Annotated in this window: 18 protein-coding genes; 5 read left to right on the top strand and 13 right to left on the bottom strand. The window is 47.3% G+C overall.

Going from position 1 to position 24815, the window contains the following annotated elements; all coding sequences use genetic code 11:
• Positions 1-30 precede the first annotated feature (30 nt).
• Positions 31-459 (top strand): Rrf2 family transcriptional regulator, encoded by a 429-nt coding sequence (locus tag ACJJIN_RS04225; protein ID WP_444897005.1) that lies wholly within the window; start codon positions 31-33, stop codon positions 457-459.
• An 82-nt stretch (positions 460-541) separates the two neighbouring features.
• Here the strand turns inward: ACJJIN_RS04225 and ACJJIN_RS04220 are convergent, their stop codons facing one another.
• Both ACJJIN_RS04220 and ACJJIN_RS04215 read right to left on the bottom strand, forming a co-directional pair.
• Positions 542-1045, bottom strand: coding sequence for a GNAT family N-acetyltransferase (locus tag ACJJIN_RS04220; RefSeq protein WP_444897004.1), 504 nt, complete (start codon positions 1043-1045; stop codon positions 542-544).
• Between the two features lie 95 nt (positions 1046-1140).
• A complete protein-coding gene (locus ACJJIN_RS04215) occupies positions 1141-1467 on the bottom strand; it encodes a hypothetical protein (RefSeq protein WP_444897003.1) in 327 nt (108 codons plus the stop codon).
• A 272-nt stretch (positions 1468-1739) separates the two neighbouring features.
• Here ACJJIN_RS04215 and ACJJIN_RS04210 point away from each other — a divergent pair, with 272 nt between their 5' ends.
• Positions 1740-2915 carry an alpha-hydroxy acid oxidase gene (locus ACJJIN_RS04210; protein ID WP_444897002.1) on the top strand — a complete coding sequence of 392 codons (1176 nt, stop codon included), beginning with the start codon at positions 1740-1742 and terminating at the stop codon, positions 2913-2915.
• 252 nt (positions 2916-3167) lie between these two features.
• Here the strand turns inward: ACJJIN_RS04210 and asnB are convergent, their stop codons facing one another.
• From asnB to ACJJIN_RS04160, 10 genes are all read right to left on the bottom strand, one after another.
• A complete protein-coding gene (asnB, locus tag ACJJIN_RS04205; RefSeq protein WP_444897001.1) occupies positions 3168-5207 on the bottom strand; it encodes an asparagine synthase (glutamine-hydrolyzing) in 2040 nt (679 codons plus the stop codon).
• Between the two features lie 41 nt (positions 5208-5248).
• The gene (locus tag ACJJIN_RS04200) at positions 5249-6289 is read right to left on the bottom strand and encodes an aspartate/ornithine carbamoyltransferase family protein (protein WP_444897000.1); all 1041 of its coding nucleotides are present in this window, start codon (positions 6287-6289) and stop codon (positions 5249-5251) included.
• Between the two features lie 133 nt (positions 6290-6422).
• A complete protein-coding gene (locus tag ACJJIN_RS04195) occupies positions 6423-7883 on the bottom strand; it encodes an efflux transporter outer membrane subunit (protein ID WP_444896999.1) in 1461 nt (486 codons plus the stop codon).
• Between the two features lie 40 nt (positions 7884-7923).
• A complete protein-coding gene (locus tag ACJJIN_RS04190) occupies positions 7924-9006 on the bottom strand; it encodes an HlyD family secretion protein (protein ID WP_444893662.1) in 1083 nt (360 codons plus the stop codon).
• A 41-nt stretch (positions 9007-9047) separates the two neighbouring features.
• Entirely contained in the window at positions 9048-9260 is a 213-nt protein-coding gene (locus tag ACJJIN_RS04185; RefSeq protein WP_353057030.1) for a DUF1656 domain-containing protein, read from the bottom strand.
• 17 nt (positions 9261-9277) lie between these two features.
• A complete protein-coding gene (locus ACJJIN_RS04180) occupies positions 9278-11458 on the bottom strand; it encodes an FUSC family protein (RefSeq protein ID WP_444896998.1) in 2181 nt (726 codons plus the stop codon).
• A 323-nt stretch (positions 11459-11781) separates the two neighbouring features.
• On the bottom strand, positions 11782-12630 hold the full coding sequence (locus tag ACJJIN_RS04175) for a NosD domain-containing protein (RefSeq protein ID WP_444896997.1): 849 nt from the start codon (positions 12628-12630) through the stop codon (positions 11782-11784).
• Positions 12631-12716: 86 nt separating this feature from the next.
• Positions 12717-13565 (bottom strand): right-handed parallel beta-helix repeat-containing protein, encoded by an 849-nt coding sequence (locus tag ACJJIN_RS04170; RefSeq protein ID WP_444896996.1) that lies wholly within the window; start codon positions 13563-13565, stop codon positions 12717-12719.
• A gap of 406 nt (positions 13566-13971) precedes the next feature.
• Entirely contained in the window at positions 13972-16146 is a 2175-nt protein-coding gene (locus tag ACJJIN_RS04165; RefSeq protein ID WP_444896995.1) for a malate synthase G, read from the bottom strand.
• Positions 16147-16322: 176 nt separating this feature from the next.
• Positions 16323-17258: a LysR family transcriptional regulator gene (locus ACJJIN_RS04160; protein WP_108733532.1), complete on the bottom strand. Its 936-nt coding sequence runs from the start codon at positions 17256-17258 to the stop codon at positions 16323-16325.
• Between the two features lie 114 nt (positions 17259-17372).
• Here ACJJIN_RS04160 and ACJJIN_RS04155 point away from each other — a divergent pair, with 114 nt between their 5' ends.
• From ACJJIN_RS04155 to pta, 3 genes are all read left to right on the top strand, one after another.
• Positions 17373-18971 (top strand): isocitrate lyase, encoded by a 1599-nt coding sequence (locus ACJJIN_RS04155; protein WP_282932507.1) that lies wholly within the window; start codon positions 17373-17375, stop codon positions 18969-18971.
• Positions 18972-19206: 235 nt separating this feature from the next.
• Positions 19207-20409: an acetate kinase gene (locus tag ACJJIN_RS04150; RefSeq protein WP_444896994.1), complete on the top strand. Its 1203-nt coding sequence runs from the start codon at positions 19207-19209 to the stop codon at positions 20407-20409.
• Between the two features lie 2 nt (positions 20410-20411).
• Positions 20412-22586 (top strand): phosphate acetyltransferase, encoded by a 2175-nt coding sequence (pta, locus tag ACJJIN_RS04145; RefSeq protein ID WP_444896993.1) that lies wholly within the window; start codon positions 20412-20414, stop codon positions 22584-22586.
• A gap of 6 nt (positions 22587-22592) precedes the next feature.
• On the opposite strand, the gene ACJJIN_RS04140 is transcribed toward pta, so the two are convergent.
• Positions 22593-24800, bottom strand: a complete 2208-nt coding sequence (locus ACJJIN_RS04140; protein ID WP_444896992.1) for an acetyl-CoA hydrolase/transferase C-terminal domain-containing protein — start codon at positions 24798-24800, stop codon at positions 22593-22595.
• Positions 24801-24815: the final 15 nt, after the last annotated feature.

The following is a 24815-nucleotide window of genomic DNA, read 5'->3' as shown; positions in this document are numbered from 1 at the left end:
AAACTGCAGGATCAGAAATTTAGGTGAATTATGCGCAAAGACAGCCGATTATCCCGGGCACTTCATGTCCTTATCCATTTGAACATGACCGACAAGCCGGTTACTTCAGACAAGATGGCGGCTATGCTTCTCACCAACCCTGTGGTGGCTCGCAGAACTATGGCGTTATTGCGAGATCAGGGGTACGTGCGCTCCAGTAAAGGGCACAATGGGGGCTGGTCACTCGCGAAGCCCTTGGATGAAATTACACTTCTGGATATCCATAAAGCGCTGGGAGACAGCTCAGTTTTTACCATTGGCCTCACAGACGAACACACTAACTGCGTCATTGAGCACGCAGTAAATGCCGCCCTAAAGGATGCAATGGATGAGGCCGAGAGTATTTTACTCGCGCGATTTGGAGAGATCACTCTGGATCAGCTCGGTGGAGAATTTACACACATAGAGACTTCGGAATAATTCGCCTCGTCCTAGGGAACTCCAAATTTCAATTCTGAGCCTCCCTAATATCCAGGTCCATTTTGCGATTGCAAGGTGCACCCTATGCTTTAGCTTGGTACTCAGGGTGTATTCTCGCCATCAACAAAACGTCTATATAACGACCCGCCTTAAACCTGCCAAGCCGCTTGGTTCCCTCCACCTGAAAACCCGAGCCCTCATAAAGTGCTATTGCAGTACCATTATCAACATGAACTTCCAGCTCCAATCGTATTAGATTGAGCCAATTATCCGCCTGATTAAGCGCCTCTTCCATTAACATCCGGCCAACTCCCCGACCGTGAAATTCAGGATGTACCGCAATTGCCAGCACAGCACTATGTCTATCCCGGATTTTATTGATTAAGAACAGAGTGACATACCCAACGACCTTCGTATCCAACTCAGCGACCAAGGTATAATTATTCGGATCAGAAAAAAGATTAGCGACTTTATCAGAGCTTAGGAAAAGTAGTTGAGAGGTATTTTCATTTACTGAGGCAAAACTATGAATCTCGAACAAATCCTTATTATCGGATTCTTCTAGGTGTCTGATTTTTATATTCAACGGAACTCCTTAAGGGATATCGAAAACAATAGAAAGTATTTCTATTCTTCTCTTTACTCCATATACACCAGATACTAATTTATAACGCGAACTGATCAATCAACCCGAGTTAGCCGAGCATCATCCACTGTCATCTGCCAAATCCCATCCTCTTCATAAGGGGGATTGGAAACATGAAAATTTGCAGTCAAAAATAAAAATCCAACACTGAAATCATCTCCGTTGAACTCTTTTATCGGCCCCTCTATAGAAGTTGTAACGCTCCCTTCAACCCGTTCATACAAGACCCGGCCATCAGTTGTTATGATCAAACTTATTTGACTATCAATCCAAGTGCCAGCGTAATCTAACTTGTCTTCAGGAAGTGGTTTTGCACAACCGGCCAACATCAAAAAAATAAAAACCCAAAAGGTATTACGCACTATCAACCCTCTTCCCCCTTTAATATTTCGAGAATAACACCCTACCGTTTCCCTGCAAAATCCCAGATAACAGGCACGCAATACAGAGGCAACTCTTTAAACTGGAATACAACTAAAGGAAACACTCACCCCACAACCAATTAGTACGTAGTAATGAATTCAATATTTAAAAGAACCACGACAACCCATGTGTTTTGTCACTTCTGCTCCAGGCGGCACCTTCTATATAACTAGACTAGTCTAATCTCTAAGGTACTCAGAAAGGGGGGTGTATGACCAATTACAACAGCCTATTTAACCGTCACTTCGCAAGTTCAGAGCGGCTTAAAAATCGAGCAAAGCAGAGAGTCCCAAAATTTTCCTATGAATACTTAATAGAAGGCTGTATGGATGATATTGGTTTATGCCGAAATCGCCAGGCATTCGATTCTATAAAGTTCACCCCTCAATATATCCGACCAAACTCCACACCGAGCTTAAAGTGTGAACTTTTTGGGAAACTATACAGTGCTCCATTTGGCATAGCGCCCATTGGACTACAGGGGCTTATGTGGCCAAATGCGCCTGTAATACTTGCCAAAGCCTCATATGAGCACAAGATCCCATTCATCCTCAGCACTGTATCTTCTGAATCACTGGAGCGAATTTCTGAAGTCTCACAGGGAACAGCCTGGTACCAACTCTACAACCCAACAGACCCAGCTATTCTTTCTGACCTACTATCCCGACTAACCTCTGCCCAATACCAACATTTAGTCATTACCATTGATGTTCCTACCTTTGGCTTACGCCCCAGAGACTTCCACAACGGATTGGCAATGCCACCGAAATTGAATGTAAAAAATATCTGGCAAGCGATACTTAGGCCAAATTGGAGCCTATCCACATTGCGATACGGTCTCCCTAAATTTAAAAATCTAGAGCCTTACATTGATACCGATAACAAAAAACTTGAACTAACCGAGTTTATGAACACCACAACTATGGGCCCACTGGATTTTGGCAGTATAAAACGTATAAGAGATCTATGGCCCCATAAACTTATTATTAAAGGGATAATGAGTGAACCCGATCTTCAACAAGCGATTAAACTCGGGGCAGATGGAGTCATTTTATCCAATCACGGTGCACGGCAACTTGATTTAGGCGAAGCGACTCTCCCCTTACTGAGACGGTTTTCCAGCTATCAGGATAGGATTTCCTTGGCTATCGATAGTGGAATCAGATCCGGTGTGGATATCGCAAGTGCTTGTGGCCTAGGGGCAAACTTTTGCTTTCTGGGAAGATTTTTTATGTATAGCGTCTGTGCCCTTGGCAATGAAGGAGCTAATCATGCAATTTACCTACTTAAAGCTCAAATGATGCAGGTGATGCAACAAGTTGGGGCTAATACGCTTAAAGATCTTTGTGGAAAGGTAGAACTCTCCATAACTCCAAGACCTATATGATGGTGCATAACACTATTTATCCTAACGCTAATTTCAGGCTAACAAATTAGAGTTGAGCTATCGCAAGTTCACCTGTATGCAGAATAATAAAAGTTACAGCGAGCCGAAACAGAATTTCTAGTAACTTTTCATATTAAGTAGGCTGACCGTAAACCAACCTGAATAGCCATAAGATTACTTATCTACTTCTTACGTAAAAAGGCAATTAAACAGTACAAGATCTTCAAAAAACATCTCGCCCTCTATTACTTTCTAATTTTTACGATACTTAACCATACGATCCAAACTCCAACCAAGAAGAGAAGATTTTTCTTTCGCCAACAATGGCAGATCAGCCTCAATAAAACGCTTATATAATATTTGCACTCCCAGGATATGATTGAGCATCGCATCCAATTGAACCTTTTTTGATCGATGCAGAGTCGGTAACTTATACTCTTCAATTAAAGTATCTATTTCTGAGTATCGCAGCAATCCAGCTAAATTAACCTCCTTTGGGCTGAGAAATTTATCAATAACTCGTTGCACCCAATCCCAAGCTCCGGTAACGGTCTCTACCGAAGGAGCCATGAATGCAAATTTTTGCTTTTTATATAGAACATCCGGAAGAACTCCCTTCATCGCTTCGCGAAGAACATACTTTTCTGTAGTTCCTCTAATCCTGACCGATGGTGGGATTTGTATAGCAAACGCTGCCAGGTGATGATCGAGAAAGGCCGGACGGGTTTCAATGGAGTGCGCCATATCTACTCGATCACTTACCCAGCCCAATATCTGGGTCTCAAACATAGTTTTAATCCAAACATACTGAGCAACATCCAGCGGATGTCTATCTTCGAGTTGTGATAAATCTAGCGTATCAACAATTGCCTTCCCGGCATCATAACCAGATATTTCTTTACGCCACTCTTTGTTAAGCAATTTTTCTGTTTGATGATGACAGCTTAACCAAGATTGCAAGCATGTAGGGGTGAATCCTAAAGTCCGTTCCATCCCCTCTGATCGATAACTATCAATTGGCAGCATAGCTCCCTTAAATAAGCTATTGCTCCTTTCTAGATGTTGCTGCCAGGTTCTTCGTTTATTCAACTCAGCTTCAGATGTGCCATACAAGTAAAAATCTTTTTTAAATGCAGGATACCCAGAAAATAGCTCATCTGCCCCCTCCCCAGTAATTGCAACCTTGTAGCCATTAGACTTAACAGCTTTACTGAGCAAAAATTTAGCTACTGATAATGTATTGTAAAATGTCCTTTCGGTATGCCAGATGGTTTCTGAATAATTTTCATATATTTCTTCATCAGTTACTTTTACTATGAATTGGCTGACACCAATCTCACTCGCGGCTTCCTTTGCGATATGAGACTCATCGTAATCCGGATTTTCAAACGCTATCGTAAAGGCGGTGAGATCCTGCTGCGAAAGCGACTGCCCTACTCCAAGCAAGCTACCCGAATCAACACCACCTGAAAGATAATAGGTTACTGGGACATCAGCTTGAAGCCTCAAAGACACGGAGTCTATAATTTGTTCCCGCAAACCCTCAATATAATACTCATCAGACTTGTCACGAGCATACTCATCTGAAATCAAAAAATCGATGTCCCAATATTTATGTTGAGTAACAGCCAGTTCAGTGTTGTCTCGCTTAACTTTTGTAATGCACCCAGGTTCAACCTGGAAAACCCCTTCAAAAGCGGTTGTTCCAGGAATCGATACCTGAATAAGCTGGTGATACACTCCATGCGCTGTTAGTCTTCTTTGGACATCAGGGTGGGCAAACAAACTTTTAATTTCAGAACCAAATACTAAACCTTTTTTGATTCTTGCCCAATAAAGTGGCTTCACTCCAAACCGATCTCTAACCAAATAGAGGCAGTCCTCCATTTGATCGTAAACGGCAAATGCAAATTCTCCTCGAAGATGTTTAATAGCCCGAACAAGACCTAACTCCGCAATAAGATGCAAGATAATTTCGGAATCACTTTTACTTAAAAAATAAACTCCAGAGGCCCTCAGTCTGGCTCTTATTCGCTGATAATCATAGATTTCACCATTATGAACCAAATAGTAACGACCATCTTCTGATACATAAGGCTGAGAAGCGCGCGCATCACTCAGGTCATTGATCGATAAGCGCACATGACTCATCCCAAATCCTAGACTTGGAGGGTTTGTAAAACCTACACCATCCGGGCCACGGTGGAACTGAATAGCAGCCATATTTAGAAGGAGTTGACCATCGACAGGCATTGTACGCGCACTATGAAGAATCCCAGCTATTCCGCACATAGACGATACCTTTTATTGGGGTCATTTCGAAACTGGAGAGGCTAGGCAATATCTACGATCTCACTAGGGCGGCCACAAATAGCCACTGCCAAGGCCATTCTGACGTACACACCACCTTTTGCCTGTATAAAATACCAATTATGGGGCGTATCATCCAGGTTACTATCAAGCTCCCCCATTCGGGGTAAAGGATGCAGCACAATAGCTTGTTTTTTCAAAGGAGAATTATTATCTATAAAATATCCAGACCCAAAATCTCTATGCCCCGCTGTTTTTAGGGATATAGCATTCATATAGACCACATCGAGTCGGGGAAGAATATCTCCAATCTTATCCGTTAAACTTATTTTTAAACCTTTTTCCTGAAGCATTGATAATTGCGCTTGCCGAAACGGCTCTTGTTCCTCCTCATCACAAAGCACAAAAACCTCTGAGAAAAACTCAGGAAAACAGCTCATGAGTATCAAGAGGCTTCTCGCCGCTCGCATTCGAGCTGGCGCTCCAATTAAGCCAATGGAGAGTTTTCGACTTTTTCCTGACAGAATGGAAGGGTTCCACTTAAGAAGTACATATAGATCGATAAGGGATTGCGTGGGGTGCTCATCTATCCCGTTACCAGCATTGATGATTGGTATACTTAAATTATTAGACATAATTTTCACTGAATCTTCAGAAGAATCCCTCAAAACTACACAATCACCATAATTACTTACCATCTCTGCAACATCTCTTAAGCTCTCTCCGACACCAATACGTGTTGTCCCTTTATCTGTAATTGAAACAGTACTCCCTCCAAGTCGCAGCCAGGCGCTTTCAAAAGATAGCCTCGTCCTGGTGCTCGACTCAAAGAATGCGCTGATTAAGATTTTATTGTTTAAATGACATGAGAATTTTCTGTTATCCAGCTCACAGCGAGCAGCAAGTCTGAGTAACTGCAATATTCTACCTCTATTAAGCTGACTGCTCGATATAAGACTTTTACCAGTTAGGGACTCTAAGTATCTACCCTGCTCCGGGATAGCCTCTACCAGAGCTTTTGCCATCAAATTTGTATCTTTGTCGAACGGAGCGCTAGTCATCATAACCAAAACCTAAATAGAATTTGACGGGACAATTATCGCTTGAATAATCTGCGTGCAGATAAAGCACTTACAATACGGTTACTTAAATTCATACATCTAGTACCACCATCAAACTAAGAATCTTCAACCAATTTTATTGAACCTTGTTCCAATACGGTGTTCTTTCTAGCATTTCCTGCTGAATGTCTTCTGGAAGAAGTTGAAATGGTGGAATTCCCTGCTGTATCTGCCATCCACCTCCGAGCGATAGATACACCTGCACCAGGTTCGCTGCCACGGCACCTCGCGCTATCGCCAAAATATCCTGCTGCTGAACATCTGATATCAGCGTAGTTATCACAGTATCAAATTCCACTTGACCATTAGTATATTGAGACAGGGAAATATCGACAGATCGCTGGGAGGCCTGGGCAGCCACCTCATAGTGAACTAATTGCCTTTGAGATTTTATATAAGCGACAATAGCGTTCTCCACATCAGCTTGCGCTAACAGAACTATTTGCTGATAGTCAGACACTAACTGCTGGAAAATCGCATCCTGTAGCCTGACATTGCTCCGAAGTCTTCCGTAGTTAAAGAGATTCCAATCAAATTCAATAAAAAGATCCCAGGCACTACTGCTGCCATTAAGTTGGCCGCCATTGATATCGATAGCCCCTATCTCCCCACCGATACTAAAATTTGGATAGAGTTCCGCCCTCGCAACGCCTATTAACTCACCTTGAGCTGCCAGCCGTCGCTCTGCTGCACGAATATCGGGTCGCTGCCTTAATAGATCCTGGGGCATACCAACAGTAACGACTTTGGGAATCATAGGTATGGATGAGGGAAAAGAGACTATGTACCTCAAACTATTAGGAGGTATTCCCAGAAGGACTGCCAGGGCATTTTCAAACTGCTGTAAGCTTATCTCCAGTCCCGGCACGCTGGCTTCTGTGTTACTGAGCAAAGCCTGCGCTTGCTCCGCATCCAGTGCACTGACCTCTCCTGCACGAAATTTGACTCTCGCGATCCTTAAACCCTCACGTTGTACGCGAATGTTTTCCCTGGCAACTTCCAGTCTGCGTTTCGTTGTGCGAATATTGATATAGGTTTGCGCCACCTGGGCAATAATAGAAACCAGCACACCGTCATAGTCCGCTATGCTGGCTTCAAAATCTGCTGCGGCCGAATTAACCAGCCTTCTTAACTGCCCCCAGGTATCTAATTCCCAGGTTAAATTAAAGTTCGGGTAATATTCAGTCTGCAGATTGCCAGTGATCCCCGATCGAACATACTTTGAGCGATCAATAAGCCCCTCAAGCTGCTGTGTTTGGGGATACTGGTTACCTATTGCAATAGCTAGTTGTTGCTGGGCCTGGAGAGCCCTGAGAGCCGCAGAACGCAGCTCCAGGTTATTTTCAATCGCAAGTGAGACTAACTCGTCCAGCGTCACATCTGAAAATGCCCACTGCCACCACAGGGGGTTAACGGCTTCCAAGGTATCCAGTTTTGGGCTGGTTTGATAGATCCACTCACTTTCGACCTCTACCGGCGGGGGATGGTAATCTGGCCCCAGCATACAACTACTGCCGAAGATGAGCAGCAATGCCAACAGACACCCCTGTAGGCTCCGTATTAACCCTTTCCTGAAACTATTGGGATTGCACCGGTTCATCTTGCTCGGTGCCCGCAGAATTGCTCATTACTAGCACTGAGCTGGTAAATCCAACACGAAGCTTTACAGATTCGGGAACTTCTGTCAGATGAATCCTGACAGGAATACGCTGTGCAAGGCGAATCCAGTCAAATGTGGGATCTACCATTGGCAATAAGTCATTACCTGCAGTTCCATCTTTGCGAGCAATACCCCAGCCAATACTTTCAACATATCCTTCCAATTCTAGATGAGGATAAGCCATCAACTTCATAAACGCTTTATCCCCCGGAGCGATCCGACGAACAAAAGTTTCGCGAAAAAAACCATCAATGCGAAAAGTGCTTATATCAACTACAGAAAGTGCAGGTTGGTTGGCGACAGCCTGATCACCGTAACGAAAATCTATATTGGTAACATAACCAGTAACCGGAGCAACAACTGTTGTGTATTCGAGATTAAGCCGCGCCTGCTCCAGCAGCGCAAAAGCCGCACGAACGCCCGGGTTATCGGCTCCAAGCGCTCCCAATTGTGCTCTAACCTGCTCCAGCTCCGCTTGGGATTGCTCCAAAGCAGCCATAGATTCCACCAAGCTGGCTTCTGCACCCGCTCGATACTCAATTGTGGATTCATACTCAGCCTGAGCCGCTTGCAATGCCCTTACTGATGTCGCTCTCTGGGGTAGCAGTTCTCTCTGCCGATCATATTCAGCTTTGGTTCTTGCAATTTCCGCATCAAGCGCGCCGATATTACTTTTTGCCAGATCAATATTTGCTATTGACTCCCTAATCCTAGCCTCATAAGCGAGAACATTCTTGTTTTGCGCTCGGTATGTATCGAGAGCTTCCTCGTACTCTGCCTTGGCCTCTTCCAAGGCTGCTTCATATATTCTCGGATCAATCTGAAACAGTAGTTCCCCTGCTTTAATAAACTGATTATTCTTAATAGGCAACTCAACTACCTGTCCAGTTACCCTGGGAGTCACTTGAATAATGTCCGCCTGCACTTTTCCATCCCTGGTCCAGGGATTATTGAGATATCTCCAGAACTGGATAATAAGTAACAGCAGTGCTACAAGCACTATTGTTCCAGTAAAAATATATTTTCTATACCTAGCCACTACTATATTCCCAAGAATATCCTTCCTATGAAAATTGAATAAATTACACTGAGGGAGATAATAACAACCGGTGGATTGGCAAAATATCGGGATAAACGATACCGATCCAAGAGCCTAGCGGTTAACAAGGCCGCAACAACACCAAACAAAGCTATCACCAATATTGGTGATAGATAGAAACTGCCTATTGATATATCGTGCGGTACTCTTTCCATTTAAAACCCTACAGACATTAAAGACACCTTTCCTCACAGAAAGCCTTCCAATCCACAGTTTCTGAAACGCGACGAAACTCTACCAGATAGTTATTGATGCAGTGGGTAACACCCAAGAAATAAAGAAAGTTTGTTACACCCTCTCTGGATTTTTCACTACATTCCCTTAGCTCCATCAACTCACCGACATCAATATTTGCCCTTTCAAATATCCTCCCATAACCTCTTCGCAGGGATTCAATATCAACCTTTTGGTTGCCACCAGAAAAATAGATAAGTATTTTGCTTGCAAGCCGCCTCCATATGAATGCCTCGCGAAGTAATCTTTTAGGAGCCACAAAATTGATTTTCTTCTTATCTATCTTATATAACAGCTTAACCTGGTTGGATATCAACATAGCCAAACCTATAAGACTTTGCATCTGACTTCTGGTCATACCCCGCATTTTTTTATCAGAAATACCCTCCACCCAATAGAAAACTCTCTTTCTTGAAATCATAATAATATTCAGGTGGTACAATATATATAACCGGAAAAACAATGACTTTCTCTTCTTTTTCGGAATATCACCCTCCACCACCAGCCATGCGGCACTATTGAGAACCCTATCAATACTTCTCTTCAGGTTTATTTCTGGGTGGGCAGTGAAGGGAATATTTCTTGAAACAGCCAAAATACAAAAAATTATTGCCAACACAAATAGATAATTTGTGTAAACCACAAAACTATACTCTTGAGAGTTGTTGAAATTGAAAATGATCTGGGGAAAGATAAGGACCAAGGTTCGAATCATCGACTGGGGTCCAAAGACCTTATTTGAAGAAAAGCTTACTACAAACGTCCATACAAAGATCACGACAGCCAACGAATAAAATCCGTGCAATTTCGGCATTAAAAAGAAATATATAGGTGCCGACAATATGCACACTAAAATCGTAAAAACACAGGTTTCAAACAATTGAATTTTGGGGGTCATTGAGGCGAGAATACCTATTACTGTTATCAGTAATATAACCAGCAATCCACCAATCATGTCAGGGATAAAAAGATATGCCAGATAAGCAATCCACATTCCCATCTGAACACGGACAATATTAGTCAACCTGTCTGGGTCGGGCATCAAAGCTCCAAGCCACCCTATACCATCACTACTTACCTGTCTCGAATAGGAGTCACCCCGGGTTTGTATATCATTTACTGAATCAATCAGAGATCGGGTTTCTACCTCCAAGTCATTTAAGGATTTTCTAGTAACGGCTAAAGCAGCGGTTTCAAAGGTTGACAACCTCTTTACTTCTTCAATATTTCCTCGAACCACTCTCCCATTGGCACTATCTACAGGCATTTCCTCTGAAAGGGCAGTTTCCACTTGCGCGAGACGCCCCTCAATGTCGGGCATGTATTCGTCGACACCAATAAGGAATTTTGATATACCCAGATCACCAGAGAGGGCTAAGCTTTCTTCCAACTTCAAGAGGGATTGCGTGACGGCTGTCGCAGATTGACCAAAGTGACCCCACTGCTTTCGACATTCCCACACCTCATAACTATCTGAGCTCGCATCGCCAATGGCTGTTTGTAAGCGTGTATCAAGCTCTAAAAGAGCAACACGCTTTTTACGCCTAATCTTTATTTTCTCGCCACTTCTAACCCGAGAAAAACAATTATCCACAAATCGCCGATGTTCTCTCAATAAATCCAGAGATGCTCTTCTTAACTCACCACGACTACAGTTAGGCCAGATCAAAACGGCTACCAATCCGTAGACAATTATTCCTAGCAAGGACTCCTGAATACGTAAAACCCCAGCCTTGTAGGAGATAGAGAAGTCGCCACCAGTCACATCCCACAACAAAAAGATGACATACCCACTTGTAAGCCAAAAATACTGATAGTTTGATCTCTGCAAAAAATAAACGCAGATAGATACCCAGATAGATAGGGCGATCATAAACAACCAGCGATCCTGTGGAAATAATGCGACGATTAACCAGCCAGCCAGCAAGGCAAATAGCGTCCCTAAAATCCACAAAATGGCTCGATTAAGAGACTGCCCCAGATTCGCCTGACTGCAGACAATAACAGCAAATCCACCCCAAAAAGGCTTCTCCCAATTCAGGCCCAAGGCAATGGCATAAACGATCACTAAAGCTGTTGCTAGCTTAATCGACTCTTTAACATTACGAGACAACTGCAAAGCTTTCTCCGACCATTTCTACATACTATTAATTCGTCATTTTGATCTATGACACAGCAATATATATTCACCCCGAATATATACCGGATAACCAAAAGGAAGTATGGCATACCAAGAGCTAAAGAAATTCGCTATCGGCGAGCTTATCTAAACCAACCCCAGATCTAAGAATCAATCCAAATAATAATAAATATAAAAGCTGACAAACAATAAAAATAAACGCCTACCCCCCAAACATGCAGGTACATCTTTATAGACTTTTCCTTTCTGCAAGCCTAAAGATCAAGATTATGACTAACTGAGCCACACCCCAAATACACTACTTATAAATCTTTAAGGCATGAAGGGAACGAAGTATTTGCTGTATTGCCAGACCAAATATTGGTCCCAGAACTACAATCTGAAGCCTCGTTGTCATCTAAAAGGTCATCAAAACCACTGCTTGCTACTGTATTTCCACTAACTACATTGTCCATATTCTGAATGACATAGGGACCTCCAATCGCTATGCCCCAAATTTCATTATTCTGGACATTATTACTGGCAATAACACAAAAAGAAGCACCTACAGTCACACCATCAATTATTCTTGCTCCCAGGCTTATAGCAACAGCATTACCTTCTAAATAATTATTCCCAATATAAGAAAAGAAACCAAAGCCACCTATTCCATTTTCAAAAAAACCAGAGACACTATTTCCAATAGCAACATTAGCAACCCCTTCCAGCACAATACCCGATGCCTGAACATTAGTGGTGTTTGACAAGGTATTCTGTCGGATAAGGTTACTATCACTTTCTGCAAAAACGCCTGCGCCACTGGATTCCTCGACGGTTACACTGAATACTTTATGTAGGCCACTCCCCGCCAACTCCAATCCAGTTTCACAATTACTAACAACTCCACCCGTCACAACTCCTGAAGTTCCTAACATAAGTATCCCAACCCCATCGGTAGTGCATTCAATTGCGCCTTCACCAGACATTACAAGACTACCGTCAGGACCTTCAACCGTTATTGCTGGATCTTCGCTGCAAGAAAGCTCACCAGTAAGAGTCTGCGCGTCAGTAATAGTATCGCCACATTCAACATCCGCAATGCAGACTGAAGAAAAACATAGAGTTGACATCATCACCCCAGGAGCAAGGAGTGTTTTTGGAGAGAAGGACATTGATGGAACCTCAGCAAGTAGAATATAGCTTCACCAAAGTGTCGCCTCTTTACGATCAACCCACTATAGGAATCTTTTCTTAACTTCTAAAGATTTTTAAGGCAGGATGGAAATGATGTGTCAGCAGTATTGTTAGACCACACATTTAAGCCATCACTACAATCTGACTCTTCATTATCATCCAAAATATCATCATTACCACTTCCAGTTACAGTATTCCCTGTCACTAAATTATCCATGTTAGGATATGTATAGGGTGCGCCTATTCCAATTCCCGTACGTAGACTGCCTACCACTGTATTACTTTCAATTACGCAATACGAAGCACCTATACTCTCTCCATCAACTACTAATGCACCCAATATAATCCCCAACTCACTATTCTCTACATAATTATTTCCAATATATGAATAGAAACCAAAGCCAGCTATTCCATATTCTAAAAATCCGGACACATTATTACCAACGGCAACATTTCTCTCACCATCTAGCTCCAAACCAGATGCTATTACGTTAGTAGTGTTCGACATCGTGCTTTGACGAATTAGATTACCGTCACTTTGTGCAAAAATTGCTGCGCTAGAGGATTCTTCAACTGTTACACCAATCACTTTATGGGAACCATCTCCATCCAACAACAACCCTAAATCACAATTAGTGACAACCCCACCCATGACAACTCCAGATCTCCCCAGCATATGGATTCCTATGCCATTAGTAGTGCACTCAATAGAACCCTCACCTTCTATCACAAGGAAACCCTCCGGCCCCTCAATAATTAGCGCTGGATCATCACTGCAAGATAATGCGTCAGTGAGGACTTGAGAATTGGCAATAATATCTCCGCACTGGACAGCCAAACTATCGGTAGAATAAACACATGAAAACAGCATCACTAATCCAGTCGCGTAGATATCCTTTGGGTAATTAAACATGGATTGAGCCCTAGTAAGAATGTAAAAAAATATCACCTCAGTATCGCCTGTCCGTATTACCCTGCCATAGGAACATCATCTCAATCCATAGAAAATAACATGCCTGCACAGACCAATCCCCAACCACACATAAGAAGAATTCTTCCTTCTTCATCAACCCCTCTAAGGTGCACTGCTTATTTTGCCTTGGTCACCCAACCCAATAACGAATAACAAAGATGAAAAACTCTGCAAGTTAGAGTTCCATAATTTAACTTAAGAGCCAATAGAGAAGCTACAGGATTACCCGCAGCAAAGTGGGTTAACGCGGAACAATCAAGCTCGTGCCAATTAATTAATAATCCAATGACCCCCAAAATAAAAAAGGCCCCAAATGGGGCCTTCTCGAACTCAACTAGCTCAGCAATTATGCATTTAGAGCTTTAAACTCGCGTCTACGACGGTGCAGAACCGGCTCGGTATAACCATTTGGCTGGGCACAACCTTCGAATACCAGCTCACAAGCAGCCTGGAAGGCAACGCTCTTATCAAAGTTCGGTGCCATATCGTTATAATTAGAGTCGCCGGCATTCTGGCGATCTACCACAGCAGCCATACGCTCCATGGTTTCACGCACTTGCTTTTCGCTAACGATACCCTGCTTGAGCCAGTTGGCGATATGCTGAGAGGAAATTCTCAGGGTTGCACGGTCTTCCATCAGGCCTACATCATTGATATCCGGCACCTTGGAGCAACCCACGCCCTGCTCTACCCAGCGCACTACATAGCCGAGAATACCTTGGGCATTGTTGTCCAACTCAAGCTGGATATCTTTAGCATTCCAGTTGGCTTCAGCCGCTACCGGAACCGTTAAAATATCTTCCAGCTTAGCGTGATGGCGATGTTGAATCTCTTCCTGGCGGCGATTCACATCCACTTTGTGGTAGTGCAAGGCGTGCAAGGTAGCAGCCGTGGGCGACGGTACCCACGCCGTATTGGCACCGGCCATTGGGTGGGCCAACTTAGCGTGCATCATGGCTGACATCTGGTCTGGAATTGGCCACATGCCTTTACCAATTTGCGCTCTGCCCTTCAGGCCGCTGTTCAGGCCAACATCCACATTCCATTCTTCGTAGGCGTTAATCCATGTGGATTGCTTCATATCACCCTTGCGAATCATGGGGCCCGCAAGCATGGAAGTATGGATCTCGTCACCGGTGCGATCGAGGAAGCCAGTATTAATAAAGACTACACGCTCTTTCGCTTCGGCAATACAAGCTTTGAGGTTCACAGTGGTGCGACGCTCTTCGTCCATAATGCCCATTTTTACTGTGTAACGGGGCAGATCGAGCGCATCTTCGATTCGGTTAAACAGAGTATTGGCGAAAGCCACTTCCTCCGGGCCGTGCATCTTTGGTTTTACGATATAGATGCTGCCTTCACGGGAATTCTTGATCGGGCTCTCACCACGAAGGTCATGCAAAGCGATCAAACTGGTGATCATGCCGTCGAGAATCCCTTCAGGGATTTCCTGGCCATCGCCGAACAGCACTGCATCGTTGGTCATCAGGTGACCGACGTTGCGCACGAACATCAGGCTGCGCCCTGGTAAGGTAACCTGGTTGCCGTTCGGGGAGGTGTACTCACGATCTGCATTGAGCCTGCGCTCAAAGGACTTGCCGCCTTTGCTAATGGTTTCCTTCAGGTCGCCCTTCATCAGACCTAGCCAGTTGCGGTAAACCACTACCTTATCTTCAGCATCGACAGCGGCTACCGAATCCTCGCAATCCATAATGGTGGTCAGCGCGGATTCCATTAGCACATCTTTCACACCGGCATCATCGGTTTTGCCGATGGGGCTCTCGCGATCCACCTGGATCTCAAAGTGCAAACCGTGCTGCTTCAGCAGGATGCTGGAGGGCTCTTCACTGTCACCCAAATAACCAACAAACTGCTTGGCATCTTTTAAGGTGGCGATGTCGCCATTGGCCTGTACCACTTCCAGCAGTGAGCCATTGATGCGGTATTGCACCGCCTCAGCGTGACTACCACAGGTAAGCGGGGCCGACTGATCGAGGAAGTTGCGTGCATATTCGATCACTTTAGCGCCGCGAACCGGGTTGTATTCCGTACCTTTTTCCGCGCCACCCTCTTCACTGATTACATCTGTACCGTAGAGTGCGTCGTAAAGGCTGCCCCAGCGCGCGTTTGCCGCATTGAGCGCATAGCGTGCATTCATTACCGGCACAACCAGCTGAGGTCCCGCCAGGATGGCGATCTCTTCATCGACATTTTCGGTAGTTGCACTGAATTCAGCAGGCTCGTCGGCGAGGTAGCCGATCTCTCGCAGGAAGGTCTGGTAGCCTTCCAGATCGCGGAAACCCTCGGGGTTGTCCGTGTACCAGCGATCCAGGGTCTCCTGTAGTTCATCGCGTTTTTCCAGCAAGGCGCGATTTACCGGGGCCAGATCGTGGACAATAGATTCCAATTTGGCCCAGAAAGCTTCGACGCTAACTCCAGTTCCTGGAATCACTTCTTCGCAAACCAGGTTATATAGTTCTGGCGCGATTTGCAGATCGCCGATTTGGACTCGTTCCGTCATACCCAGGGCCTCTCATCAGATTGTTGGAATAGCGGCATTCTAAACAGCCATTTCCACATACCGCTAATTTATAGACACAATTCCCACTATTCATAGATCGAATTTTTATGAAGAAGTGGCTGATGTGCGATTGCTCGGACAAAACCACGCAGACACATCACCTTACTGCAATATCGTTACAAAGCGCGGCCAATATCGAGAATTAAACGGCGCAGCCAGCGGTGCGGGGCGCTCTGTTGCAACAGTGGGCTCCAAGCCATTTTTAACTCCAAGTTGGGAATATCCAGGGGCGGATCACGCCTCACTACTCGGGGGTTATCACTAGCCAATTGGGCCAGGCGAGTGGGCACCGTTACGATCAGATCGCTCTGTTCAGCCAGCAGCATAGCTACCTGGTAGTGACGGGTGAAAACGGAGATATCCCGCTTCTCTCCCAAACGACCTATGGCCTCATCTACCCAGCCCAAGCGCTGTACATCTTCCGGGTTAACCCCGACACCCACCCCCATACCGGTCTTGCTCACCCAGATATGCTGGGCTTCCAGGTAGCTCTGCAGATTGTAATCCCGGAGTATCGGGTTATCGGCGCGCATCACACAGGAGAAGCTATCGCGCCATACGGTGGCCTGGTGAAAGCTCTGCGGCATGCTGTCAAAGCGGTTGATCACCATATCCACTTTGCCTTGCTCTACATCCACAAAGCTCACATCACTGGGCGTCATGATATCCAGGCTGATACCCGGGGCGTCATCCCGAAGCTGCTTTAACAGCGGCGGTATCAGGGTGGACTCGGCGTAGTCACTGGCCATGATGCGGAAGGTGCGGCGGGTATTGGCGGGGTCAAAATCCCGATTTGGCTGGATAACCCGATCAATGGAGGAGAGTGCTTCGCGCACCATCGGCTGCAATTCCAAAGCCCTTTCCGTGGGCATCATGCCCTCACGGGTGCGCACCAGCAACGGATCGTCAAACAGTTCCCGCAGGCGCTTCAGGCCATTACTCATGGCCGGCTGGGACAGCCCCAGGTAATTGGCTGCACGGGTCACATTGCGTTCGCGCAGCAGCACATCGAGATAAACCAGCAGGTTCAGGTCAGCTCTTTCCAGTTGCATACATCTATTCGCCAAATCGATAGTGAAAATAAAATCAATAAATTAGGCAAATTATGCCACTCCTCCTAAGATACTCAACACCTAATCGCAGTCACCGTTTAAGGATTTACAGTCATGTCCACTTACACTCAAGACATCGACGCGGTAGCAAAGCTCCGTGAAAGCCATGGCAGCTCCTGGGACGCCATCGATCCCGAATCTGTTGCCCGTATGCGTGCCCAGAACAAATTCAAGCACGGCCTGGATATCGCCAAGTACACCGCTGATATCATGCGCGCCGACATGGAAAACTACGACAAGGACACGTCCAAGTACACCCAGTCACTGGGTTGCTGGCACGGCTTCATCGGTCAGCAGAAGATGATTTCTATTAAGAAGCACTTCGAAGGCAATACCGACCGCCGCTACCTGTACCTGTCCGGCTGGATGGTCGCCGCTCTGCGCAGCGAATTCGGTCCTCTGCCCGACCAGTCCATGCACGAAAAAACTTCCGTAGCCGCTCTGATCGAAGAGCTCTACACCTTCCTGCGTCAGGCTGATGCCCGCGAACTGAACGACCTGTTCCGCGAAGTGGACGCCGCTCGCGAAGCTGGCGATAAAGAAGCTGAGAAAGCTGCACAGGACAAGATCGACAACCACAAGACTCACATTGTACCGATCATCGCCGACATCGATGCAGGTTTCGGTAACGCCGAAGCAACTTACCTGCTGGCCAAGAAAATGATCGAAGCGGGTGCTTGCTGTATCCAAATCGAAAACCAGGTTTCTGACGAGAAGCAGTGTGGTCACCAGGACGGTAAAGTAACCGTTCCTCACGAAGACTTCCTGGCCAAGATCCGCGCAGTTCGCTACGCGTTCCTGGAACTAGGCGTAGACAACGGTGTTATCGTTGCCCGTACCGACTCCCTGGGCGCTGGCCTGACCAAGCAAATCGCTGTAACCAATAAGCCGGGTGACCTGGGTGACCAGTACAACTCCTTCCTGGATTGCGAAGAAATCGATGCTTCCGAGCTGGCCAACGGCGACGTAATCATCAACCGCGAAGGCAAGCTGCTGCGTCCTAAGCGTCTGGCTTCCAACCTGTTCCAGTTCCGCAAGGGCACTGGCGAAGCGCGCTGCATCCTGGACAGCATCACCTCTTTGCAGAACGGTGCAGACCTGATCTGGATCGAAACCGAGAAGCCTCACGTTCGCCAGATCGGCGGCATGATGGACGAAATCCGCAAAGTCGTTCCCGATGCGAAGCTGGTTTACAACAACAGCCCGTCCTTCAACTGGACCCTGAACTTCCGTCAGCAGGTATTCGATGCTTGGTCCGAAGAAGGTAAAGACGTATCCGCATACGACCGCGCCAACTTGATGAGCGCCGAGTACGACGACTCTGAGCTGTCTGCAGCGGCCGACGAGAAGATCCGTACCTTCCAGGCCGACGCGGCTCGCGAAGCTGGTATCTTCCACCACCTGATCACTCTGCCGACTTACCACACTGCGGCCCTGTCTACCGACAACCTGGCCAAAGAGTACTTCGGTGAGCAAGGTATGCTGGGCTATGTGAAAGGCGTACAGCGCAAAGAAATCCGCCAGAGCATCGCCTGCGTTAAGCACCAGAACATGGCTGGCTCCGACATTGGCGACGACCACAAAGAATACTTTGCTGGTGACGCTGCCCTGAAGGCTGGCGGTAAAGACAACACCATGAACCAGTTCGGTTAATCGACCGGTACGGTTTCAGTAAATTTGAGGCGGCACTTGCCGCCTCTTTTTTTGAACCTATTGGGTTCATCTCAAAGCACCGCAAGTTTGCCTATGCTTTGATCTCTGCAATTTTTATTACTTGGGCCGCTACTGCGGCCCTTTTTTATTCCGAAACTGAACTACCCCGGTTCTTTCCCTCGCAAAGACAACTCCTCGGCTAGCCTTAAAGCACCCTCGTTGAAATTCGCGCATCATGAGCGATCAAAATTTAATTCTGATATTCAATTGCGGCAGCTCGTCAGTGAAGTTTTCCGTGCTGGACCCAGATTCGGGTGCAGAACATCTTGCTGGTATCGCGGAAGCCCTTGGCACCCCCAAAGCCAAACTGAAGTGGCACTATCAAGGAACAGAAGACTCCCATCGGCTCGCGCTGGATAGCGACCACGCGGCGGTAATTAATGAGCTGGTAACACAGTTTGACCGAGCCTGGTCAGAGTTACAGGACGGGTTAAAAGCGATAGGTCACCGAGTCGTCCATGGCGGCGAGCATTTCTCCAGCTCCGTTCTGATCAATCAGAAGGTGATGGCCTGTATCGAAGAGTGCTGTGACTTAGCCCCCTTGCATAACCCCGCTGCTCTCAAGGGGATCTACGCCGCCCTCGATGCATTCCCCCAACTCCCCCAAGTCGCCGTCTTTGATACCGCCTTTCATCAGCAAATGCCGAAGTATGCGTATCTATACGGGCTCCCCTACCCACTGTACGAAGAGCACAAGATCCGCCGCTATGGCATGCATGGCAGTAGCTATCAGTACATTGGCGAGCGGTGCGCTGAACTACTGGGAAAACAGACGGCTGAACTCAATATTATTGCTGCTCACCTTGGTGGCGGCGCCTCTATTTGCGCCATCAAACAGGGGCGCAGTGTAGATACAAGCATGGGGCTTACACCTCTTGAAGGACTGGTAATGGGGAGTCGCTGCGGCGATCTGGACCCGGGAATACTCCTCTACTTACAGCAAGCGCTGGGATATACCCAAGCATCACTTGAGCAGCTGCTAAATAGAGAAAGCGGTATGCTGGGCATATCCACCCTGAGCAGTGATTGCCGCGCGCTGGAGCAAGCTGCAGAAAAAGATCATCAGGGAGCCAAACTCGCCCTGGAAATATTCTGTTACCGCCTGGCCAAATATATTGCTGCTTACACCATCCCCTTGGGTAGCGTCGATGCTTTGGTATTCACAGGCGGTATCGGGGAGAACTCCTCCGGGGTGCGAAGCCGGACCATCGAATGGCTCAAACCCTTAGGTTACCAGCTCAACCCCGAAGCCAATCAGAAAACCAAGTCGCAAGTGGAGGGCTTAATCTCTGCGCAGGAAACTCCCAACATCCTGGTAATCCCCACTAAGGAAGACTGGGTTATTGCCCGAGATACATCGCGCTTGGTGCAGTCTTAAACATGCTGCGACACAGCAACGCCAGAACCCTGATGCTGGTTCCCCTGGAAGCGGGAGCCGGCATCACCTCTGTAAGCCTGGGTTTAATTCGGGCGTTAGACCGAAAAAGTATTGAGCTTCAATTTTTTAAACCTGTTGCCGAGCCCCCACCCCCAGACGGCACTATAGAGCGCACCACTGAAATCTTGCGACAAACATCCAACCTAGCCATCCCCAGCTCACTGAGTGCCGAATATGCGGACTCGATGGTATCTACCGGAAAAATGGCGGATTTACTGGAAGAGATTCTCGCCCGCTTCAGACGAATCTCGGCGAAGGCTGAGGTTAACGTGATCGAAGGTGTACTACCCAGCCGCGACAATCCCGTGACTAACCAACTGAATTATCAAATTGCCAAAACCCTAGATGCGGAAGTGGTACTCGTCGCCTGTCCATCTCCCGGTGCCAGCGATTCAATCAAGCAACTTCGCGAGAGACTGGAATTTGCCGTTCGTCTTTATGGCGGCGAGGATGCAAAGCGCGTAGTGGGCTGCATCATCAATAAAGTGGGTCTGCCAGCGGAAATTATGGATACTCCCGGAGCTCATTTAATTGGACTGCATTCACAACTGGAATCTAGCAAAGAAAGCCCCCCTAGCCTGACCCCTGAGATACTTTCAAAGCAGATTCCACTGCGTATTGTCGGTTTTATTCCCTGGAATGCAGAACTGCTTTCCCCCCGTGCACTCGACCTGGCGCGGCACTTTAATGCAAAGGTACTCAATAAAGGGGAGCTGGAAACTCGCAGGTTGCATACCGTCACTTTCTGCTCCCGCTCACTGCCCAATATGTTGAGAAGATTTAAGCCCGGGGCCATGCTGGTAACTTCTGCCGATAGGCCCGATGTGGTTGTGGGCGCATGTTTAGCCGTGATGAATGGAGTCAAAATTGGATGCCTGCTATTAACCGGCGGCTACCATTTGGACAAAGCCATTTTGAAGCTGTGCACCCCGGCCATGGAAACAGGCCTACCCATTTTACTGGTGCCTTCCAATACCTGGCACACGGTGATGTCACTGCAGACTTTTAATTTGCGCACCCCATCAGATGACAGAAATCGCGTGGACCGGGTGCAGGAATTTTTCGCCAGTCGCCTGGATGAGGAGTGGGTGGAATCACTGAGCCAACAAAGTGAAATCCCCAAACGCCTTTCACCCCCGGCATTCCGCTACCACCTCACGGAACTGGCCCGGCGCCGCACTATGCGGATTGTCCTACCCGAAGGAACCGAACCCCGCACCATTCGCGCCGCCCAGCTCTGCCTGGAGAGAGAGATTGCACACCCGGTTTTACTGGGCGAAGAAAAAGATATTTTCAAAATTGCTGAGCAGCAGGGGTTAAAGCTCAATAAAAAGCTGGAAATTGTCGATCCCAAGGCGGTGAGGGCACACTATGTGGAGCCCATGGTTGCCCTGCGTAAAAACAAGGGACTTACTCAAGTAGTGGCACTTGAGCAGCTACAGGATAATGTGGTTCTCGGAACCATGATGTTGGCATTGGGTGAAGTGGATGGACTGGTGTCCGGAGCTATTCACACAACAGCCAATACCATTCGGCCCGCCCTGCAACTGATCAAAACCGCCCCGGATGAAGAGCTGGTTTCCTCGATATTTTTTATGCTGCTCCCTGAACAGGTACTGGTCTACGGAGATTGCGCGATCAATCCCGATCCCGATGCACAGCAACTCGCCGCTATAGCCATTCAATCAGCAGATTCCGCAGCGGCATTTGGTATAGAACCCCGAGTCGCAATGATCAGTTACTCCACCGGCACATCCGGCAGCGGCAGCGATGTCGATAAAGTCCGCGAGGCCACCCAGCTGGCCAAACAGAAGAGACCGCAGCTAATTATTGATGGCCCCCTTCAATACGATGCCGCCTTAATCCGCAATGTCGCTGCCCAAAAAGCCCCGCACAGTCCCGTGGCCGGCAGGGCCACAGTTTTTATCTTTCCCGACCTGAATACCGGCAACACTACCTACAAAGCCGTTCAACGCAGCGCTGACTTAGTGAGTATTGGGCCAATGTTGCAGGGATTGCGCAAGCCGGTTAACGACCTATCACGGGGCGCACTCGTGGATGATATTGTGTATACCATTGCCCTCACCGCCATCCAGGCCCAGGGCAAACTTCACTGATTTTATTTACTCACGGCGCAGGGGCCTTCGCTGGTCGATATACTCTTGTAACGCGGCCGCAACGGTATAGGCTTCCAGCCTGTGCTCATAGGTCTCTGTATGATCGTACCCCATTCGCTGTAAGCAGCGTTGGATATAGTCGGCACTTGAGGATTTATCGTGCCAGACCCGGCGGCCCTTAAAAATATTGGCCAACACTTTCCACCAGCTTTTATCAGCAGAGCGCAAGTGCTGTAGGGCCACCGCTAGCAGGGCTTCCTCATCAGAGAAATCAGTACCCAGTGGATAGTGAGGCAGTTCCGCCAGGCATTTTTCGTCATTGAATACACTGGCGAGATGTTCAGGTGTGTTGTTATTAAAACTCTCGGGAATCGAAAAGCTTTTTTCTATCTTCCCCGCGTGCTTGGCCTGCTCTAGCAATACAGCTTGAAAGCGGGTATCACAGATACTGAGCATAGCCACCATTACATCCCGGTCTGTTTTACCACGCAAATCGACTGCGCCATATTCCGTCACAACCACATCGCGCAAATGCCGGGGAATTGTCGTGTGAGGATATTCCCACACAATATTACTCTCGCAGATACCATCGCGCATTCGCACACTTGGGAGTGCAATAATGGATCGGGCCCCAGGCAAGTCCCAAGCCTGGGCGACAAAGTTATATTGCCCTCCCACCCCACTCACCACGTGATTATCCACCAAGGCATCCGAGACAACCGCTCCCCCAAGAGTCACCATCATGGCCGAATTTACAAAGCGCGCATGCTGTCGCTGCGCCAGCTTTAGGTCTCTTTGGGATTGGAGGTCATTGGTAAAACTGATGTCAATCATATCGAGACCTGCACCCTCCTTAGGATCCAGATCCCGCAACTCTCGATACATAAGTTCCGGCCCCAGATAGAAGCCGCCATGTAACCAGATCCCCCCAGCGATCTTTTTATTCAGGCAACTACCAATTAGACGGCGGCGCCCATGTTCACTGTGAAGATCACACTCCTCTTCTTCACCATCAGGAGTCAGCAACTTATGGCCCCGCCAACTGTAGCTGGGGTCCACAATGCCAAGCTGCTGTAAAAAATTTGTATCTGCCACGGTTAAAGGGCAACTGATACGGCCAGCATTCTTTAATGCCAGCAGCGTTTCTTCCTGCACAGTATCAGTAATCTGATCGCTATCGAGCAGATGTTGAATTGTCGCATCAGCGTAGACTTTGCGGGTCAGAACCCCCGCTCTGCGCAGATGGAGAAAACCGTGGGGCACCATTTCACTGGCCCCATAAAGGCCCCGCTTAAAGGTGCCAGTGCATAAAGGCAGTTCCTCTCGGTAGCGCTTAGCATCCTCTTCCACCAAGTCATCCAGAATCCGGCAAAAGAGGGGGTTTTCCTTATGCCTCAAGCGCAGTACATGGCAAACCGCATCTCCCAGGGCGCCGATACCTACTTGAAGGGTTCCTCCATCTTCAACCAGACTGGCGATATGGTAGGCGATGCTGTATTCGGTAAAGGTTACTGGCAGGGCCGGAGCCGCAAACAGCGGCGTATCAAAAGTTTCGCCTTTCAGCAAAAAGTCAAAAGCACTGGCCGGTAGCTCACTGCTTCCATGGATATAGGGCAGCTGTGTATTTACTTCACCCAATAAAAACAGGGGGTAGTCCTTGCGCTGAGCAGCCAGCTTTAGAACAGGCAGTGTCAGGTCTGGGTTGCAACTTAAACTGAACTTACCTCCACACTCTGAAGGCGCCACCATTTGCGCAATAACGTTAACCCCCCGACTGATCAGCTCACCGGGTACCTGGGTATAATTTGCACTCACGTAGTGTTGCTGCGCATAGTTGTTGCCAAGCAGCGAACCGGGCTCCATAAAGAATTCAATAACCTGGATATTACCTGGCAGGTGCCCTTTCCTCCTCGCGGGAACATAAGCAAGGTCTTGGTATTGACTGTAATGGGTATCCAGAAGTGGCTGGATAAAGCGCCGGGAAATATCACTATCCCCACGGGGGCGCTCCAGCGTCAGGGCCGTAAATATCGTCAGAGAAATCGTATGATCTTCTGCCGCTCGAGCGTATAGCGTATTAGCGAAATGGTTTGCCTTACCAAGCCCCAGCGGTAATGCCAGAACTATTTTCTTGCCGACGACTTCTAAAAGCTTATCGACACATTCCTCGGCACTGGTAAAGCTCTCTGGAGAATTCTTGTGCGCAGATTCCATCGGAGGTAGCTTTCC

The sequence above is a fragment of the Microbulbifer maximicatervae (SeqCode) genome (assembly GCF_052467505.1).
This window is presented reverse-complemented; position numbering and strand designations above follow the sequence as displayed.

Bases quoted from the DNA above. Each gene is read 5' to 3' on its own strand.
- ACJJIN_RS04225 (WP_444897005.1), top strand. From the start codon at position 31: ATGCGCAAAGACAGCCGATTATCCCGGGCACTTCATGTCCTTATCCAT.
- ACJJIN_RS04210 (WP_444897002.1), top strand. From the start codon at position 1,740: ATGACCAATTACAACAGCCTATTTAACCGTCACTTCGCAAGTTCAGAG.
- asnB (WP_444897001.1), bottom strand. From the start codon at position 5,207: ATGTGCGGAATAGCTGGGATTCTTCATAGTGCGCGTACAATGCCTGTC.
- ACJJIN_RS04200 (WP_444897000.1), bottom strand. From the start codon at position 6,289: ATGATGACTAGCGCTCCGTTCGACAAAGATACAAATTTGATGGCAAAA.
- ACJJIN_RS04185 (WP_353057030.1), bottom strand. From the start codon at position 9,260: ATGGAAAGAGTACCGCACGATATATCAATAGGCAGTTTCTATCTATCA.
- ACJJIN_RS04175 (WP_444896997.1), bottom strand. From the start codon at position 12,630: ATGTCCTTCTCTCCAAAAACACTCCTTGCTCCTGGGGTGATGATGTCA.
- ACJJIN_RS04170 (WP_444896996.1), bottom strand. From the start codon at position 13,565: ATGTTTAATTACCCAAAGGATATCTACGCGACTGGATTAGTGATGCTG.
- ACJJIN_RS04165 (WP_444896995.1), bottom strand. From the start codon at position 16,146: ATGACGGAACGAGTCCAAATCGGCGATCTGCAAATCGCGCCAGAACTA.
- ACJJIN_RS04160 (WP_108733532.1), bottom strand. From the start codon at position 17,258: ATGCAACTGGAAAGAGCTGACCTGAACCTGCTGGTTTATCTCGATGTG.
- ACJJIN_RS04155 (WP_282932507.1), top strand. From the start codon at position 17,373: ATGTCCACTTACACTCAAGACATCGACGCGGTAGCAAAGCTCCGTGAA.
- ACJJIN_RS04150 (WP_444896994.1), top strand. From the start codon at position 19,207: ATGAGCGATCAAAATTTAATTCTGATATTCAATTGCGGCAGCTCGTCA.
- pta (WP_444896993.1), top strand. From the start codon at position 20,412: ATGCTGCGACACAGCAACGCCAGAACCCTGATGCTGGTTCCCCTGGAA.
- ACJJIN_RS04140 (WP_444896992.1), bottom strand. From the start codon at position 24,800: ATGGAATCTGCGCACAAGAATTCTCCAGAGAGCTTTACCAGTGCCGAG.